Origin of the sequence: Rhizobium sp. BT-226 (assembly GCF_025847085.2) — a bacterium.
Classification (GTDB): Bacteria; Pseudomonadota; Alphaproteobacteria; order Rhizobiales; family Rhizobiaceae; genus Rhizobium; species Rhizobium sophorae.
The window spans coordinates 231,565-247,085 of record NZ_JAOYTI010000008.1 but is presented as its reverse complement, the minus strand read 5'-3'; the positions used below and the strand labels follow the sequence as shown (position 1 = coordinate 247,085).

Here is a 15,521-nt window from a genome sequence, read left to right as displayed (position 1 = left end):
TGCTTCCGGGCGTTTCTGGAATGACCACTATTTCGCCTCTGCCATCTTCGTCTGGATCTGCTTCATACCGTCCTCGCCGCCGATCTGGCCGGAGATCAGGCCCTGTATGACCTGGAAGTAGGTGTCGAGCACGGTGCCGGGCAGATAGACGCTCGGATTGTAGCCGACGCCGCCGGCGGCAGCCGCGAAGATATCCTTCAGCACAGCGGTCGGCGGCTCGACGCCCGGAATTTCGCGCGGATAGATCATCGTGCTTGCCGGATCCTGCGCGCGTTTCTTCATCACCGCATCGGACAGCATGAAGTCGATCCACTTTATTGCGAGTTCCGGCTGCCTGGAATTGACCGGCACCAGCCAGCTCCATCCGACACCGCCGGTCGGTATCGCCGCACCCTTGATGTCGGAAGGCATGGGCGCGTAACCGGCGTTGGCGAGGTCATAGCCAGCCTTGCGGGCATTGGCGGTGAACCACGGGCCGGCGACGAACATCGCCGCGCGTTTGTTGAACCAGAGGCGCGAAGCGCCGTCGAGATCGAGGCCGGCCATTTCCTTCTTGATGTAGCCCGCCTCGACCAGCTTCTGCAGCCGGATGGCGCCGGCGGCGACCGGAGGTTCGTCCCAGGCGATCTCGCGGCGCAGCGCCTTGCCGATTGCCTCCTTGCCGCTCGCCGATTGCAGCAGGTTGCCGAAGAGGTGACCGGCGCTGCCCGTCGTGCGCGGACCGATGGCGATTGGTTGCAGGCCGGTCTCATGGATCGATTTCATCAGCGCTTCGAATTCGGTCCAGGTCGCCGGGATCTTCCAGCCGGCCTTTTCGAAAATATCCTTGTGATACCAGATGCCAAGAGCATCGAGACCGTCGGGAACTTCGTAGATCTCGCCGCCGAACTGGCCCTTCAGCTCGGTGTAGAGCCAGGGATAGATCTCATCTTTCCAGCTGCGCTTTTCATATTGCTCGGTGAGCGGCATGACCTGCTTGGCATTCCTGACGACGCTGATGCGGCCGATGCCGGAATTGGTGAGGATCACATCCGGGCCGGCATCCGACTGGATCGCCGCCTGCACCGCGCCGTTGCTGATCGTCCCAGTCGGCGGCGTGAATTCGACGGTCACGCCGGGATTGGCCTTTTCGAAATCGGCCTTGATGCCGTTCCATAGCTGCGCGACCAGCGGCTCGGTGATCTGTTCCGGACCCCACATTTTCAGAGTTTCGGCATGCGCCAGTGAACTTGCGGCGATCATGGCCGCCAGCGCTGTGCTGCGGGCAAGAAATTTCAGCATTGCTCCCTCCTCCGGCCGCTCCACGGCCACGTTTTCACTTGTTGAAAAGGAGACCTCCCTCTCCTTCATTCCACTGGCATTTCATCCGGCTAGCGCGCCGGATTCTCCTTCTGAAACCGCGCCATGACGGCCTGCTGAACATCGCTGATATGCGCGTGCATCAGCGCCTTTGCGCGCGGGATGTCGCGCGCCCGGAACGCCTGCAGGATCTGGTCGCGCTCCTCAGCCGCTCTTTCGGCCAGATCGCGGCTCTCATTGGCGATCGAGCGGCAGATCTGGATCTGCAGCGCGAGCCGCGCCAGCGTTTCGATCAGCGGCGCGCTTCCCGAAAGCTCGGCGATGGTCTCGTGAAACTCCTTGTCGCGGATGCCGTAGGTCGCCATGTCGCCGCGGCGGAGTGCCACCACCGCCTCATCCAGCATGCGTTCGAAGCCGGCGATATGCCGGTCGCTCATCTGCGGAACGGCAAGTTCGACGGCGAAGCATTCGAGCGTCTTGCGAAGCTCGTAGAGGTCGTCGATCTCCTTTGGCGTGAAACTGCGCACGAAGAAGCCGCGATAAGGCTTGATCTCGATCAGCCCTTCCTTGGCGAGCGTGCCGATTGCCTCGCGAAACGGTGTGCGACTGACCTGCAGGCGTTCCGTCAGTTCCTTTTCGTCGATCGAGACGCCGCTCGGCAGCTCGCCGGAGACGATCAGGCGAACGATTTCCTCGTAGATCCGCTCGCGAAGGGTGAGGTGGCGCGGTGCGTTCATGGTCTCCATTTCCGTCTGGCGTTCGTGATTTAAGTATGCAATATACGAAATAATATACAATATGGAAAATACAAAATGCGGAATTTTGTCGGAAGAAAATCAGAGATCGATCAAAAAGGGGAGGAAAACCAATGGGAAAGGTCTATATCGTCGGCACTTGCGACACCAAGGGCGCCGAACTGAGCTACGCCAGGGAGGTGGTTCTTTCGGCCGGAGCCGATGCCGTGCTGGTCGATGTCGGCACGGTTGGCGAAAGTGTCCGCGCCGATGTCCGGGCGCGAGACGTCGCAGAATTTCATCCGGACGGTGCCGCGGCCGTGCTCGGGCAGACTGACCGGGGAACGGCGGTTTCGGCCATGGCCAAGGCGCTGACCGCGTTCCTGAAATCGCGCAACGACATCGGCGCCGTGCTTGGCCTCGGCGGAACCGGCAATACCGCGCTGGTGACAGAGGCGATGCGGACGCTTCCCATCGGTGTGCCGAAACTGATGGTCTCGACGGTCGCCTCGGGCAATGTGGCGCCCTATGTCGGACCGAATGATCTCACCATGATGTATTCCGTCGTCGACGTCGCCGGCTTGAACGCGATCTCGCGCAGAGTGATCGGCAATGCCGGAAATGCTGCAGCCGGCATGGCCGGCAACCCGATCCCCGCCTCTAGCGATGATCGGCCGGGCATTGGCATGACCATGTTCGGCGTCACCACCTCTTGCGTGACCCAGATCCGCGAGATGCTTGGCAAGACGCATGAGATCTACGTCTTCCATGCGACCGGCGTCGGTGGCCAGTCGATGGAGAAGCTTGCCGATTCCGGTCTGCTGCAGGGCGTGATCGACGTGACGACGACGGAGGTGCCCGACCTTCTCATCGGCGGTGTTTTTCCGGCGACCGAGGATCGCTTCGGCGCCATTATCCGCACCGGCCTGCCCTATGTCGGCTCGGTCGGCGCCGTGGATATGGTGAATTTCGGAGCGCGGGAAACCGTTCCGGCGCCCTTCCGCGACCGCAGGCTTCACGTCCACAATGCGCAGGTGACCCTGATGCGCACCACGCCGGAGGAAAACCGCAGGATCGGCGCTTTCATCGTCGAACGGCTCAACCGGATGCAGGGTCCGGTCCGCTTCCTGCTGCCGCTTCAGGGCGTTTCGGCGATCGACGCTGCCGGTCAGCCATTCCATGATCCCGAAGCCGACGAGGCGCTGTTTTCCGCCATTCGCGCCGGCTGGCGCGACGCGCCGAACAGGCGTCTCGTCGAGATAGACGCCCATATCAACAGCCCGGAATTCGCCACGGCACTCATTGCCGGCTTCCATGAGATCCATGCCTGAGGAGAGAGTTTTGACCCGCATCGACAGAAACGACATTCTGAACAAGCTTCGCCGCAAGATTGCCGAGGGCCGGCCGATCATCGGCGGCGGCGCCGGCACCGGCCTTTCCGCCAAGAGCGAGGAGGCCGGCGGCATCGATCTGATCGTGATCTACAATTCCGGCCGTTACCGCATGGCCGGACGCGGCTCGCTTGCCGGCCTGCTCGCTTATGGCAATGCCAACGAGATCGTCAAGGAGATGGGCCGCGAGGTCCTGCCGGTCGTGCGCCACACGCCGGTGCTTGCCGGCGTCAACGGCACCGACCCTTTCGTGCTGCCCGATCACTTCCTCGACGAGCTGAAGGCAATGGGTTTTGCCGGCATCCAGAACTTTCCGACCGTCGGGCTGATCGACGGCACGTTTCGCGCCAATCTCGAAGAGACCGGCATGGGCTTCGATCTGGAAATCGATATCATCGCCCGCGCCAACGCCAAGGACATGCTGACCACACCCTATGTCTTCAGCAGCGAGGACGCCGTTGCCATGACCAAAGCCGGCGCTGATATCGTCGTCTGCCATCTCGGCCTGACCACAGGCGGCGCGATCGGCGCCGAAACGGCGCTGACGCTCGACGGATGCGTGGAGAAGATCAACGAATGGTCGGATGCCGCAAGGTCAGTCCGCGACGACATCATCGTGCTCTGCCATGGCGGTCCGATCGCCATGCCTGCAGATGCGGCCTATGTGCTTGCCCGCTGCAGGGGTTGCAACGGCTTTTACGGCGCGAGTTCGATGGAGCGCTTGCCGACCGAGGTCGCGATCCGGGCCCAAGTCGAGCAATTCGCGACGATATAGGCATGGCCTGGATCGGGCACGAAGCCTGCTGCCGGCTCCACCGATGTGGGGTGCCGGCGGCGGAGGTCAGTTGTCGGTTCCAGGGCGTCCGATGATCTCGTCCAGCTGCCCGACGAGCACGCGGCTCCCCTCGACGTCGCTCGCCATCCCGGCAAAGACGTCCGCCATGCTGCGGAAGATGGTCGCGGCCGGATCATCCTCGCCGAGGAAATTGGCGATCTCCTGCATTTCGGCAACCCATCGATAGGCTTTCGGATACATGTCGGGAATGGATCTCGACAGCTTGCGGTCGACGTCGGGAAGGCTTTCGGAGAGCTCCGCCTTCAGGCTTTCGGCAGCACCTGAACGCGATGCGGCAAGCAGCATGGCGGTGCCAAGGCCGATAAATCCCTTGTTGATGCCGGCATAACACATCTTCAGCGCCGAGGCGGCGCCGAGCGGTCCGTCGAGCCTGCGGATCCGCAGGCCGCAATCCTCGAGCAGCCTGCTCGGCTTGGCACTATCGCCGCTGATATAGATGGTCGGACCTGATTTGCCGGCGACCGGCGGCCCGCCGATGATCGCACCGTCAAGCACCTCGACGCCGCTGCCTTCGAAGCGTGCCGCCAAAGCCTGCATCGTTTTCGGCGCAATCGCGTTGAGGTCGACGAAGGGCGGCGGCGCTTGCGTTCCGGACGATATGTCTGCGACGAGTTCGGCGACCTTGATCGCCTCCGCCGGCGGAACGATCGACAGGATCAGCTCGGCCTTCGTCAGCTCCTGGCGGCCGACCGGCACCATGCCGGCTGCCTTTGCCCGCGCAATCGTCTGCTCGCTCCTGCCCTCGAGATAGGTCAGCACCGTAGCGCCGTGGTCGATCAGCCGTTTGGCGACAGCGCTTCCCATCGCGCCCGATCCGATAATCGCAAAATCCGGCATTTGAACCTCAATCAATGACGTCATCAGGTTAGAAATGTTGCCGATGGCCATGCCGTCAACTGCGACGATTCAGCCGGAAGCCCTTCCGAAGAGCTGGCCGCTTGGTGCGCGCTGCCGTTGCGGCACGTTTTCTTGATATTCGTCAATGCCGAGACGGTCGACACTGGTATGATCGGTGCTATCATTCGCATTCGAGGATATGGATTTCAATGTATCGGACGATCATCTGCGGCATCGGCATGGGTCCCCGCCAAACGGCCAGCCGCCTTCTGCGCCGGGCTGCAGCGCTGGTGGACGAAGGCGGAAGCATCGTCGTCATGCACGTCATCGAGAATATCCCCCGCCGCCACCTGATGGAGCTTCCCGAGGAATTCGAAACGACCGCCATCGTCGACGCCGAAAAGAAACTAGCATCGCTCTGCAAGGAGATGGAAATTCCGGCGATGATCGAGGTTCGCATCGGCGTTGCAGCCTCCCTGCTCGTCTCCGTCGCAAGGGAGAAATCGGCCGATCTTATCCTGGTTTCATCCCATGTGCCCGATATCACCGACTACGTCTTCTCCTCGATCGTCGACAAGGTCGTGCGCCATGCCGGGTGCTCGGTTCTTATCGATCGGCGCCCCGATCGCGCACAGGAAGATTCGGCGTCCGCAGCGGAAGACGCGGCGTTGTTCTAAGCTCTGGAGAGCTTGCGTGACAGCGGCGCTTTATCGGATTGACGTCGATCAGAGTGGTCGACCTCCCCTCCTCGGCGGCGGCCCGACAACCTATATCATTGCCAAGCCAACCAGCAGTATTCGCTGCCCGACCGGAGACATGTATGAGCCAGGATCCCTACGAGCTTCTGGGCGTGAAACGCGATGCGACGCAAAAGGATATTCAAAGCGCGTTCCGCAAGCTCGCCAAGAAACTTCACCCCGACCTTAACCCCGGCGACAAAAAAGCTGAGGAACGGTTCAAGCAAATTTCAACGGCCTACGAGATATTGAGTGACGAGCAAAAACGCGGACGCTTCGACCGCGGCGAGATCGATATAACGGGCGCCGAGCGGGCGCAGCGCAATTATTACCGCGACTACGCGTCGAAGAGCGGGCCTGGCGATCCCTACCACAACAGCGCCGGCTTTGCCGATTTCAGCGATGCCGACGATATCTTCGCCAGCTTCTTTTCACGTCGTTCCGGCGGCGGCCAGACCCGTGGTCGTGGCCGTGACCGGCAATTTTCCATGGAGGTCGACTTTCTCGAGGCCGTCAACGGCACCAGGACGGAGGTCAAGATGCCGAATGGTCCGGCGCTCGACGTACAGATCCCGCCGGGGACGCGCGACGGCCAGACCTTGCGACTGCGCGGCAAGGGCGAGCCGGGCATCGGCGGTGGACCGGTGGGCGATGCCCTGATCGAAATCCGCGTGCGCCCGCACGGCTTCTTTACGCGAGACGGCGACGATATCCGCCTGGAACTGCCGATCTCCCTCAGTGAGGCCGTGCTTGGTGGCAAGGTTCGCGTGCCGACGCCGTCGGGACCGGTCAATCTGACCCTGCCGCCTCATTCGAACACGGGCAAGGTCCTGCGTCTCAAGAGCAAAGGTGTTCCAAAACGCGGCGGCGGACACGGCGACGTCTACATCTCGCTGAAGATCGTGCTGCCCGACGCCCCGGATGAGCGGCTGACCGACTTGATGAAGGAATGGGCGACGGCAAACTCCTACGATCCGAGAAAGAACATGGAGGCTTGATCATGGATGATCTCGAATTCCGTCTTTGCTTGAAAATCGACATCTTCCAGCTCGACCTCTGGATCGAACAGGGTTGGCTGATCCCTGAGACGTCAGGCGGCCAGAGGCAATTTCGCGACGCCGACGTCGCACGCGCCCGGCTGATCCTGGACCTCATGGGAAACATGGGTGTCAACGAAGCCGGCGTCGATGTCGTCATGGAGCTGGTCGACGAGTTGCACGGCCTGCGGGGGACGATGGGCAGGCTGATGACCGCCATCGGCAAGCAGGAGCGGGATGTTCAGCGCCGGCTGTTCGAGAGCCTCGAGGAGATCGACCGGCTTTAGCCAGAACCAGCTTCTACGTGGTGAACCAGTAGCGGACGATGTGGAAGAACAGCGGTGCGGCAAAGGTGATGGAATCCAGGCGGTCAAGCACGCCGCCATGGCCCTCGATCACATAGCCCCAGTCCTTGGCATTGAGATCGCGCTTGATGGCCGAGAGCACGAAGCCGCCGAAGAAGCCCGCGACGACGATGACCGTGCTGATGGCAGCGGCCTGCAGCGGCGAGAACGGCGTCAGGCGATAAAGCAGCGTTCCCACGAGGATGGCCGAGGCGCCGCCTCCGACCAGTCCTTCGATCGTCTTCGACGGGCTGATATTCGGCGAGAAACGGTGCTTTCCGAGGAGCTTGCCCCAGACATATTGGAAGACGTCGCTGAGCTGCACGACCACGACCAGATAGACGAGAAGGAGCGCCGACGGCGTGCCGGTCTCCAGCATGAGCAGTGCGGGAGCGTGGCTGATCGAATAGACCGTCAGCATCAATCCCCATTGCACTCTGGCGGTCCGCGCGAGGAATTCGTTGACGTCACCTGTCAAGGTCGCCACCGCCGGCAGGATCAGGAAGGCATAGACCGGGATGAAGATCGCAAACAGGCCGTACCACTCCGTTCCGAGCAGCACGTAATGCAGCGGCAGCACAACGAAGAAGGACAGGAAAAGCGCCAGATGATCGCCGCGCCGCGATGGTGTCAGCGTCCAGAATTCGCGAAGCGCCATAAAGGACAGGAATGCGAACAGGATGACGGTGGCCGTATCGCCGAGCAGGATCGCGCCGCCGAACACTGCGACCATGATCCACCAGGAGCGGATACGGGCGTTGAGGTTCTGAACGGTGGCGACGGAGCCGGGTTCTGTCGCGCGTCGCTGCAGGATGAAACCGATGGCGGAGGCGACGGCAAGCAGACCGAGGATCGCGGCCAGCACAAGGGAGAACAGGCTGGTCATGCCGCATGCCCCCCATCTGCGAGATCAATGACCGCGGCACGGGCGCGAGCCAGGAAGGCGTCCTTTTCCTCGCCGGGTTCGACGCGGAGCGGCTTGCCGAAGCGCGCCGTGCAGGTGATCGGGACGATCAGCATGCTTCCCTTCGGCAGGATGCGCTGAAGGTTGTCGAGATGGATCGGCACGAGATCGACATCTGGAAAACGGCAGGCGAGGCGATAGATGCCGCTGCGGAACGGGGCGATCTCATCGGTGGCACTTCTCGTCCCCTCGGGAAAAATCAGGATCGAACGGCCTTCCTCGAGCAGGCGCTCGAGAGGCTCCAGCGGGTTGCTGTCCGGCGGAGGCTTGCGGTCTATCAGGACGGCGCGCAGGCCTTTCTCGGCGATGAAGCGGCGAAAGGCGTTGGTTCCCCAGTAATCTCGTGCGGCGACCGGATGGGTCAGCCGGCGCACCGGCCACGGCAGGGCTGCCATGACGGCGACGGTATCGACATGGCTGTTGTGATTGGCGAAATAGATGCGGCGGCGGGGATCGGGCGCGCAGCCCCGCCATTCACTTCGGGCGCCGACCAGGATACGGACGAACAGCACGAGAAGGCGACGGATGAGCGCGATCATAGTCTCTCCAGGGAACGAGCAAGCGTTATCGTGCGTGTGATGCAGGTGACAAGGCTGCCGGCCGCGATGACCGCGCATGCCAGGATCAGCGACCAGTGGCTGCCTGATATCAGCGTCTCGACGCTCTGGGCGAGGAGGCCCGCCGTCAGCACCGCCATGCGGCGCTGCTTGGCCATGATGCCGCTGAAGTCCTGGGGAAGGCCGACCGATCCTCCGAAGACCCTGATATAGGCGGTCAGTGCGGCGAGTAGAGCAGCGAGCCAGCCGAGCCAGCCAAAGCCGCAGGCATAGCCAGCCGCGACGAGAAACAGGCTGTCGGCGACCCGGTCGGGAAATTCATTGTAGAGCGGTCCGCTCTTGGTTTTCTTGCCGCCTTCGATCGCGACCATTCCGTCCAGCAGATTGCAGACGAGCCGCAGTTGCACCGAGATCGCGGCGCAAACCATGGCAATCGGATGTGTTGTGAAAACGATGAGGGCTGCGCCTATACCCGCGAATACGACCGATAAAAGCGAAATGCCGTTCGGTGTCGCGCCGCTCCGCGCCAGCCACGCGCTCAGGCCGATGGCCCAGGACGACGACCGGCTCGCGATCGGTCGCCGCGAGGCGCCCTCTTCTTCCCCCATTTCATGTCCCCCAACCCCGATGATCCTTGCATATCCTGCCGACGTCGTCACGCCAAGATGTAACACCTTGTAAATCCAGCCCATCGCCTCCGCGCTTCGGCGAGCCGGCGGCGAGCATGGGTCGAACAGCCTGATTTTTAAGCCTGTTTGCTGCTTGACACATTTTTGGGCGCTACTATGATTTTTGAACCAAATGGTAAAAAAGGGGAACAATCAATGACCAAAGATATCCTGATTTCACGCCGGGCAGTGATCGCGTCCGGCATTGCGCTCGGGGTCAGCGGCTTTGCCCCGCTGGCAAGGGCAGCTGCGCCGCTGAAGGTTGCCGGCATTCATGCGTCGCCGGTCGAAAATGCCTGGAACTCCTGTCTGCACAAGGCCCTGCAGGACGCGGCGAAGGAAGGCGTGATCGAATATGTCTTCTCCGAAGGAGTCTCCGGCACCGATTATCCGCGCGCCATGCGCGAATATGCCGAACAGGGCAACAAGCTGATCATCGGCGAGGCCTATGCGGTGGAGAAAGAGGCCCGGCAGGTCGCGACCGACTATCCCGACACCGCTTTCGTGCTGGGTTCGAGCGGCGAGCAGGCCGGCGACAATTTCGGCGTCTTCGGCACCTGGAACCACGACGGCGCCTATCTCGCCGGCATGCTGGCGGGCAAGATGACCAAGTCGAATGTCGTCGGTTCGGTCGGCGCCATCCCGATCCCCGAGGTCAACATGCTGATCAACGCGTTCGCGGCGGGCGTCAAGGCGGTCAACCCGGACGCAAAGCACCTCGTCTCGTTCATCGGCACTTTCTTCGATCCGCCGAAGGCCCGTGAAGCCGGTCTTGCCCAGATCGACGCCGGCGCCGACATCCTGTTCGGCGAGCGCATCGGCACCGCCGATGCCGCCAAGGAGCGCGGCATCAAGTCGGTCGGTTCGCTGATCGACTATACGCCGCGTTATCCGGATACGGTGTTTGCCAACGCCATGTGGTATTTCCGCCCGATCCTGGACGCTGCGATCGCCGATGTCGCTGCCGGAAAGCCGGTCGGCAGGAACTACACGTCCTACGGCCTGATGAAGGAAGGCGGCAGCGACATCGTCTTCGTGAAGGGCGTGGCACCCGCCGAGGCCGAGGCTGCGATGGAAGCCAAGCGGGCGGAGATCAAGGCCGGCACCTTCGAAGTTCCGAAGATGATGGACGAGCCGAAGTAATCCGGCTCATGCAAGGTGATGCGACGGATCTGGCGGCGGCGATCAGGCATGGCAGCCTGAGCGCTACGGAGGCGATGCAGGCTTCCCTTGAGGCGGCTCAGCGGCAGGAGCCGCTCGGCGCCATCGCCTATCTGGATGCCGCCATAGGCCTCGCCTCGGCGAACGACAGCGACCGGGAACGGCGGAGCGAGCCCGAACGCTCTGCCGCCCGGCCCTTTGGCGGTGTACCGACCTTGGCAAAGGATCTTGGCGGCCCCTTTGCCGGGCTGCCGGTGACCGCCGGTTCCCGTCTCTTCGAAAGAAAGGGCGGCAAAGCGGATTCTGATCTGGCTACCCGTTTCCGCGACGCCGGCTTCTGCCTGTTCGGCCTGACGACGAGCCCGGAATTCGGCCTGTCGCTCGCCAGCGAACCGGCGATCGGGTCGATCTGTCGCAACCCGCTCGATCCGGCACGCACTGCGGGCGGTTCCTCCGGCGGTGCGGCGGCAGCGGTCGCCGCCGGGATCGTCGCGATTGCGCATGCCACCGATGCCGGCGGCTCGATCCGTGTGCCCGCCGCCTGCTGCGGCCTTGTCGGAATGAAGCCGACGCGCGGCGCCATTCCCGGCGGGCCAGCCTTCGGCAACCACCTGGCCGGTATCGCGAGCGAACTCGCGGTCTGCCGCTCGGTGCGGGATACGGCGCTGATTTTGGACAGGCTGAGCGGCAAATCGCGAGGACCTTTTCCGGACCCCTTCCCTGTCGATAGCGGCAATGGCCGTTTGCGGATCGGCCTGCTTGCCGATACCGGGCCGGCCTATCCGACTGAGGGTGATCGGCTCGTGGCAATTGAAGATGCGGCTCGTGCGCTCGAGAGCGACGGACACGACATCGTTCCGCTGAGCTGGGCCGAGTTCGAATGGAGCGTTACTTCAAGCGGCCGCGTCTTCGCCGATATCGTCTCCGCCAACCTCGCCGCTCTCATCGAGGGGGCGGCTCTCGATGAAAGCAGGGCCGAGCCGCTGACGCAGGCCTTCGCGGTGCGCGGAAGGGCGCTTTCGGCTACATCGCTCTGGAACACGCTGAACGATGCCGTCCTGGTGAGCCATAAGCTCTGGGCGCTGTTCGACAGGGTCGATTGCATCCTGATGCCGATGCTGTCTTCTGCGCCTCTTGCGATCGGCTCCTTTCCGTCCGATCATGCCGATACGGATCTGCATCTTGAGCGGATGACGGCCTTTGCGCCGCTTGCCTGCCTCGCCAATATTTCGGGTTTTCCTGCGTTGACACTGCCTTTCGGACAGGATGAGCATGCCATGCCGCTGCCGGTGCAGATCATGGCGCCGATGGGCCATGAGCCACGTCTCCTGTCGCTTGCCGCACGGCTGGAGGCAGAGGGGCGATGGCAGCACCGTTTTCCCGTTGCAGGACAGCCGTCATGACCGGGCCGGTGCTGGAGATTACAGGTGTCAGCAAGCGTTTCGGCGACAATCTCGCCAATGACGATATTTCCATGACCCTGGCCAAGGGCGAGGTCGTCGCCCTGCTCGGCGAGAACGGTGCCGGCAAGACCACGCTGATGAGTATCCTTTTCGGCCATTACATGCCGGATGCCGGCCGAATCCTGATCGAGGGCGCGGAGGTGCCGCAGGGCAAGCCGCGTGCAGCGATCCGCGCCGGCGTCGGCATGGTGCATCAACATTTCTCGCTCGCGCCCAATCTGACCGTTCTCGAAAATGTCATGACCGGCACCGAAAAACTGTGGTCCTGGCGCTCGGGAACATCGGCGGCACGGAAGAAGCTGCTCACAATCTCCGAGCGCTTCGGCCTCAAGGTCGATCCGGATGCCCGCCTTGGCGACCTGTCGGTCGGCGAGCAGCAGCGCGTCGAGATCCTCAAGGCGCTCTATAACGATGCCCGCATCCTGATCCTCGACGAGCCGACGGCGGTGCTGACCAATATCGAGGCCGAACGGCTGTTCACGACGCTGAGGGAAATGGCTCGCCAGGGCCTGTCGCTGATCTTCATCTCGCACAAGCTCGACGAGGTCATGGCCGCGGCCGACCGCATCGTCGTCCTGCGCGGCGGCAAGATGGTCGCCGAGCGTAGGGCGTCGAACACCAGCAAGGCGGAGCTCGCCGAACTGATGGTCGGCCGCCGTGTGACGCGGCCCGTGCGCGAGCCGTCGACACCCGGCGCCCTTGCCCTCGAAGCGGCCGATGTGACGGTGCGCACCGGCGGCATCGATCGGCTGAAGTCGATCAGCTTCCGGCTGCACGAAGGCGAGATCCTCGGCATCATCGGCGTTTCGGGCAATGGCCAGGCGACATTGGCGCATCTTCTCTCCGGAATGCTGGCGCGGAACGCCGGCGACCTGCTGCTGTTTGGCGAAGCCATCGGCAATCTCAGTGTTTCCGATGTCGTCGAAGCCGGGATCGGCCGCATTCCCGAGGATCGCAATGAGGAGGGCGTGATCGGCGAAATGGCGATCTGGGAAAACACCGTACTGGAGCGCATCGCCTCACCGGCCTTTTCGCGCCGTGGCCTCGTCAACCGCAAGGCGGGCATGGCCTTCGCGAGCGAAATTATCGACGGGTTCGATGTTCGAGGCGGCGGCCCGGCCATTCGCGCCCGGCTGCTCTCGGGCGGCAATATGCAAAAGCTCATTCTCGGCCGCAACCTGCATCGGCGGCCACGCATCCTGATTGCCGCGCAGCCCGCGCGCGGTCTCGACGAAGGGGCGGTGGCCGCCGTTCACGCCCGCCTGCTCGAAGCTCGCCGGCAGGGTACTGCCGTGCTGTTGATCTCGGAAGACCTCGACGAGGTGATCGCGCTTGCCGATCGCATACAGGCGATCGTCGGCGGCCGCCTGTCCCCGCCCGTCGCGGCCGAAAGCGCCGATGCCCGCAGGCTGGGGCTGATGATGGCCGGCGAATGGCAGGAAACCCCAGAGGTCGGCCATGCGATTTGAGCGCCGCGAGCACCGTCCGCTTTACCTGCTGATCGTCACGCCTGTGATCGCGGTCATCGCGGCACTGGCGCTGGCCGGCATTCTGATATCAATCGCCGGCGCGCCTGTTATCGATGCCTACTGGCGCATCCTGATCGGTGCCTTCGGCTCGCGGCTGTCGGCGACGGAGACGCTGACGCGGGCAACGCCGCTGATGCTGACGGGGCTTGCTGCTGCCGTCGCTTTCCGGGCGCGGCTCTGGAATATCGGTGCGGAGGGCCAGTTCTATCTCGGTGCCATCGCCGTTGCTGCTGCGAGCTCGAAGCTGCTCGGCAATCTTCCCGCCCCCATCCTCATTCCGCTGCTGCTGCTGGTCGGCGCCATTGCCGGCATGGTGCTGATCCTGATCCCGCTCTGGCTCAGGCTGCGCTTCTCCGTCGATGAGGTCGTCACCAGCCTGCTCCTGAATTTCATCGCCGTGCTGTTCGTCTCGATGCTGATCGATGGCATCCTCAAGGATCCGCTGGCCTTCGGCTGGCCGCAGTCGCAATCCGTCAGCGATCACGCCATGCTGCCGAAGCTGATCGCCCGCTCGCGCCTGCATATCGGCTTTGCGATCGCGATCGCGCTGGCCATCATCGTCCATTTCGTCCAGTCGCGCACCGTGTTCGGCATGCAGTCGCGCGCCGCAGGCCTCAACCCCGGCGGGGCCATCTTCGCCGGCGTCCCGCTCGGCAGAACGCTGGTGAAGGTCGCCTGTCTCTCCGGCGGGCTTGCAGGGTTGGCGGGAGCGATCGAGGTCATGGGCGTCAAGGGTTATGTGACGACCGATCTGTCGCCCGGCTTCGGCTATGCCGGCATCGTTGTCGCCATGCTTGCCAACCTCAATCCACTCGGCGTCGTCTTCGCCGCTATTTTCACCGCCACCATGTTCGTGGGCGCGGATGGCATGAGCCGCGGCCTCGGCATCCCGACCTATATCGCCGATGTCACGGTGGCGCTGTCGCTGCTGACGATGCTGATTGCCTTGTTCTTTACCCAATACAGGATCCGGCGATGATGCAGCTGTTGGACATCATCGCTTCCGCCGGGCTCTGGGCGGCAATCCTGCGGATCGCCACGCCGCTGATTTTCGGCACGCTCGGCGCACTGCTTTGCGAACGGGCCGGTGTGCTCAATCTCGGCATCGAAGGCATCATGACCTTCGGCGCGATGATCGGCTGGCTTTCCGTCTATCACGGCGCCGATCTCTGGACCGGCCTGCTGATTGCTGCGCTGGCCGGCGGCGTCTTCGGCCTGCTGCATGCGGGGCTGACGGTGACGCTCGGTCTCTCCCAGCATGTGTCCGGTCTCGGCGTCACGCTCTTTGCCTCCAGCTTCAGCTATTATGTCTTCCGGCTGATCGTGCCGCTTGCCAATACTCCGCCCACCATCGTGCCGTTCCAGCCGATCGCCATTCCGGGTCTCTCGACGCTGCCCTTCATCGGGCCGGCCTTCTTCACCCAGACGGCGCCGACCTATCTTGCGATCATCATCGCCCTGTTGATGGCCTACATCATCTTCCGCACACCCGTCGGCCTTGCAATCCGCATGACCGGCGAAAATCCGCATGCGGCGGAAGCCCAGGGCGTCAATCCGATGAAGGTGCGCTATGGCGCGGTCATCATGGGAAGCGCGCTGATGGGAATAGGCGGCGCCTTCCTGACACTGTCGGCCTTCAACAGCTTTTTCCCGACCATGGTGCAGGGGCGTGGCTGGATCTGCATCGCGCTTGTCGTCTTCGCCTCCTGGCGGCCGGGCCGCGCGCTTTTCGGCGCCCTGCTCTTCGCCTTCTTCGATGCCTTTCAGCTTCGGCTGCAAACCGCACTGAGCGGGCTCGTGCCCTATCAGCTCTTTTTGATGACGCCCTATATCCTTTCCATTGCCGCCCTTGCCGTCATGGCCCGCCGCGCCCGCGTTCCACAGGCGCTGATGCAGCCCTATCGCCGCGGCGAACGCTGAACCACTTCTGTCCCAATGAGGCTC

The 15,521-nt window shown here is 63.1% G+C and carries 16 protein-coding genes; 10 read left to right on the top strand and 6 right to left on the bottom strand.

The genetic code is table 11. From position 1 onward, the window contains the following. Nucleotides 1-27 precede the first annotated feature (27 nt). Entirely contained in the window at nt 28-1,281 is a 1,254-nt protein-coding gene (locus tag OIU37_RS33410; RefSeq protein WP_264259966.1) for an ABC transporter substrate-binding protein, read from the bottom strand. 89 nt (nt 1,282-1,370) lie between these two features. Further along, a complete protein-coding gene (locus tag OIU37_RS33405) occupies nt 1,371-2,036 on the bottom strand; it encodes a GntR family transcriptional regulator (protein WP_182211147.1) in 666 nt (221 codons plus the stop codon). Nucleotides 2,037-2,167: 131 nt separating this feature from the next. On the opposite strand from OIU37_RS33405, the gene OIU37_RS33400 reads away from it, so the two are divergent. Both OIU37_RS33400 and OIU37_RS33395 read left to right on the top strand, forming a co-directional pair. After that, a complete protein-coding gene (locus tag OIU37_RS33400; RefSeq protein WP_264259965.1) occupies nt 2,168-3,364 on the top strand; it encodes a Tm-1-like ATP-binding domain-containing protein in 1,197 nt (398 codons plus the stop codon). A gap of 10 nt (nt 3,365-3,374) precedes the next feature. Beyond that, nucleotides 3,375-4,199 (top strand): phosphoenolpyruvate hydrolase family protein, encoded by an 825-nt coding sequence (locus tag OIU37_RS33395; protein ID WP_264259964.1) that lies wholly within the window; start codon nt 3,375-3,377, stop codon nt 4,197-4,199. Nucleotides 4,200-4,265: 66 nt separating this feature from the next. On the opposite strand, the gene OIU37_RS33390 is transcribed toward OIU37_RS33395, so the two are convergent. Further along, nucleotides 4,266-5,168 carry an NAD(P)-dependent oxidoreductase gene (locus tag OIU37_RS33390; protein WP_264259963.1) on the bottom strand — a complete coding sequence of 301 codons (903 nt, stop codon included), beginning with the start codon at nt 5,166-5,168 and terminating at the stop codon, nt 4,266-4,268. 158 nt (nt 5,169-5,326) lie between these two features. Between OIU37_RS33390 and OIU37_RS33385 the strand changes: the two genes are divergently transcribed. From OIU37_RS33385 to OIU37_RS33375, 3 genes are all read left to right on the top strand, one after another. After that, nucleotides 5,327-5,794 (top strand): universal stress protein, encoded by a 468-nt coding sequence (locus OIU37_RS33385; protein ID WP_264259962.1) that lies wholly within the window; start codon nt 5,327-5,329, stop codon nt 5,792-5,794. A gap of 143 nt (nt 5,795-5,937) precedes the next feature. Further along, on the top strand, nt 5,938-6,852 hold the full coding sequence (locus tag OIU37_RS33380; protein ID WP_264259961.1) for a J domain-containing protein: 915 nt from the start codon (nt 5,938-5,940) through the stop codon (nt 6,850-6,852). A 2-nt stretch (nt 6,853-6,854) separates the two neighbouring features. Then, nucleotides 6,855-7,178 (top strand): chaperone modulator CbpM, encoded by a 324-nt coding sequence (locus OIU37_RS33375; protein ID WP_264259960.1) that lies wholly within the window; start codon nt 6,855-6,857, stop codon nt 7,176-7,178. Between the two features lie 13 nt (nt 7,179-7,191). Here the strand turns inward: OIU37_RS33375 and OIU37_RS33370 are convergent, their stop codons facing one another. From OIU37_RS33370 to OIU37_RS33360, 3 genes are read right to left on the bottom strand one after another with little or no spacing between them, the layout of a single operon-like run. Next, nucleotides 7,192-8,121, bottom strand: a complete 930-nt coding sequence (locus OIU37_RS33370) for a phosphatidate cytidylyltransferase (protein ID WP_171605257.1) — start codon at nt 8,119-8,121, stop codon at nt 7,192-7,194. Further along, nucleotides 8,118-8,738 (bottom strand): 1-acyl-sn-glycerol-3-phosphate acyltransferase, encoded by a 621-nt coding sequence (locus tag OIU37_RS33365; RefSeq protein ID WP_168307735.1) that lies wholly within the window; start codon nt 8,736-8,738, stop codon nt 8,118-8,120. The genes OIU37_RS33370 and OIU37_RS33365 overlap by 4 nt, the downstream gene beginning before the upstream one ends. Further along, a complete protein-coding gene (locus OIU37_RS33360) occupies nt 8,735-9,364 on the bottom strand; it encodes a CDP-alcohol phosphatidyltransferase family protein (RefSeq protein ID WP_171605256.1) in 630 nt (209 codons plus the stop codon). Before OIU37_RS33360 ends, OIU37_RS33365 begins: the two co-directional genes overlap by 4 nt. A 216-nt stretch (nt 9,365-9,580) precedes the next feature. On the opposite strand from OIU37_RS33360, the gene OIU37_RS33355 reads away from it, so the two are divergent. The 5 genes from OIU37_RS33355 to OIU37_RS33335 are packed head-to-tail and all read left to right on the top strand — an operon-like array spanning nt 9,581 to nt 15,497. Continuing rightward, nucleotides 9,581-10,567 (top strand): BMP family protein, encoded by a 987-nt coding sequence (locus OIU37_RS33355; RefSeq protein ID WP_011649722.1) that lies wholly within the window; start codon nt 9,581-9,583, stop codon nt 10,565-10,567. A gap of 8 nt (nt 10,568-10,575) precedes the next feature. Next, nucleotides 10,576-11,988, top strand: coding sequence for an amidase (locus tag OIU37_RS33350; RefSeq protein ID WP_264259959.1), 1,413 nt, complete (start codon nt 10,576-10,578; stop codon nt 11,986-11,988). Further along, nucleotides 11,985-13,517 (top strand): ABC transporter ATP-binding protein, encoded by a 1,533-nt coding sequence (locus tag OIU37_RS33345; protein ID WP_264259958.1) that lies wholly within the window; start codon nt 11,985-11,987, stop codon nt 13,515-13,517. Before OIU37_RS33350 ends, OIU37_RS33345 begins: the two co-directional genes overlap by 4 nt. Beyond that, nucleotides 13,507-14,556 (top strand): ABC transporter permease, encoded by a 1,050-nt coding sequence (locus OIU37_RS33340; protein ID WP_264259957.1) that lies wholly within the window; start codon nt 13,507-13,509, stop codon nt 14,554-14,556. Before OIU37_RS33345 ends, OIU37_RS33340 begins: the two co-directional genes overlap by 11 nt. Beyond that, nucleotides 14,553-15,497: an ABC transporter permease gene (locus OIU37_RS33335; protein ID WP_264259956.1), complete on the top strand. Its 945-nt coding sequence runs from the start codon at nt 14,553-14,555 to the stop codon at nt 15,495-15,497. Before OIU37_RS33340 ends, OIU37_RS33335 begins: the two co-directional genes overlap by 4 nt. Nucleotides 15,498-15,521: the final 24 nt, after the last annotated feature.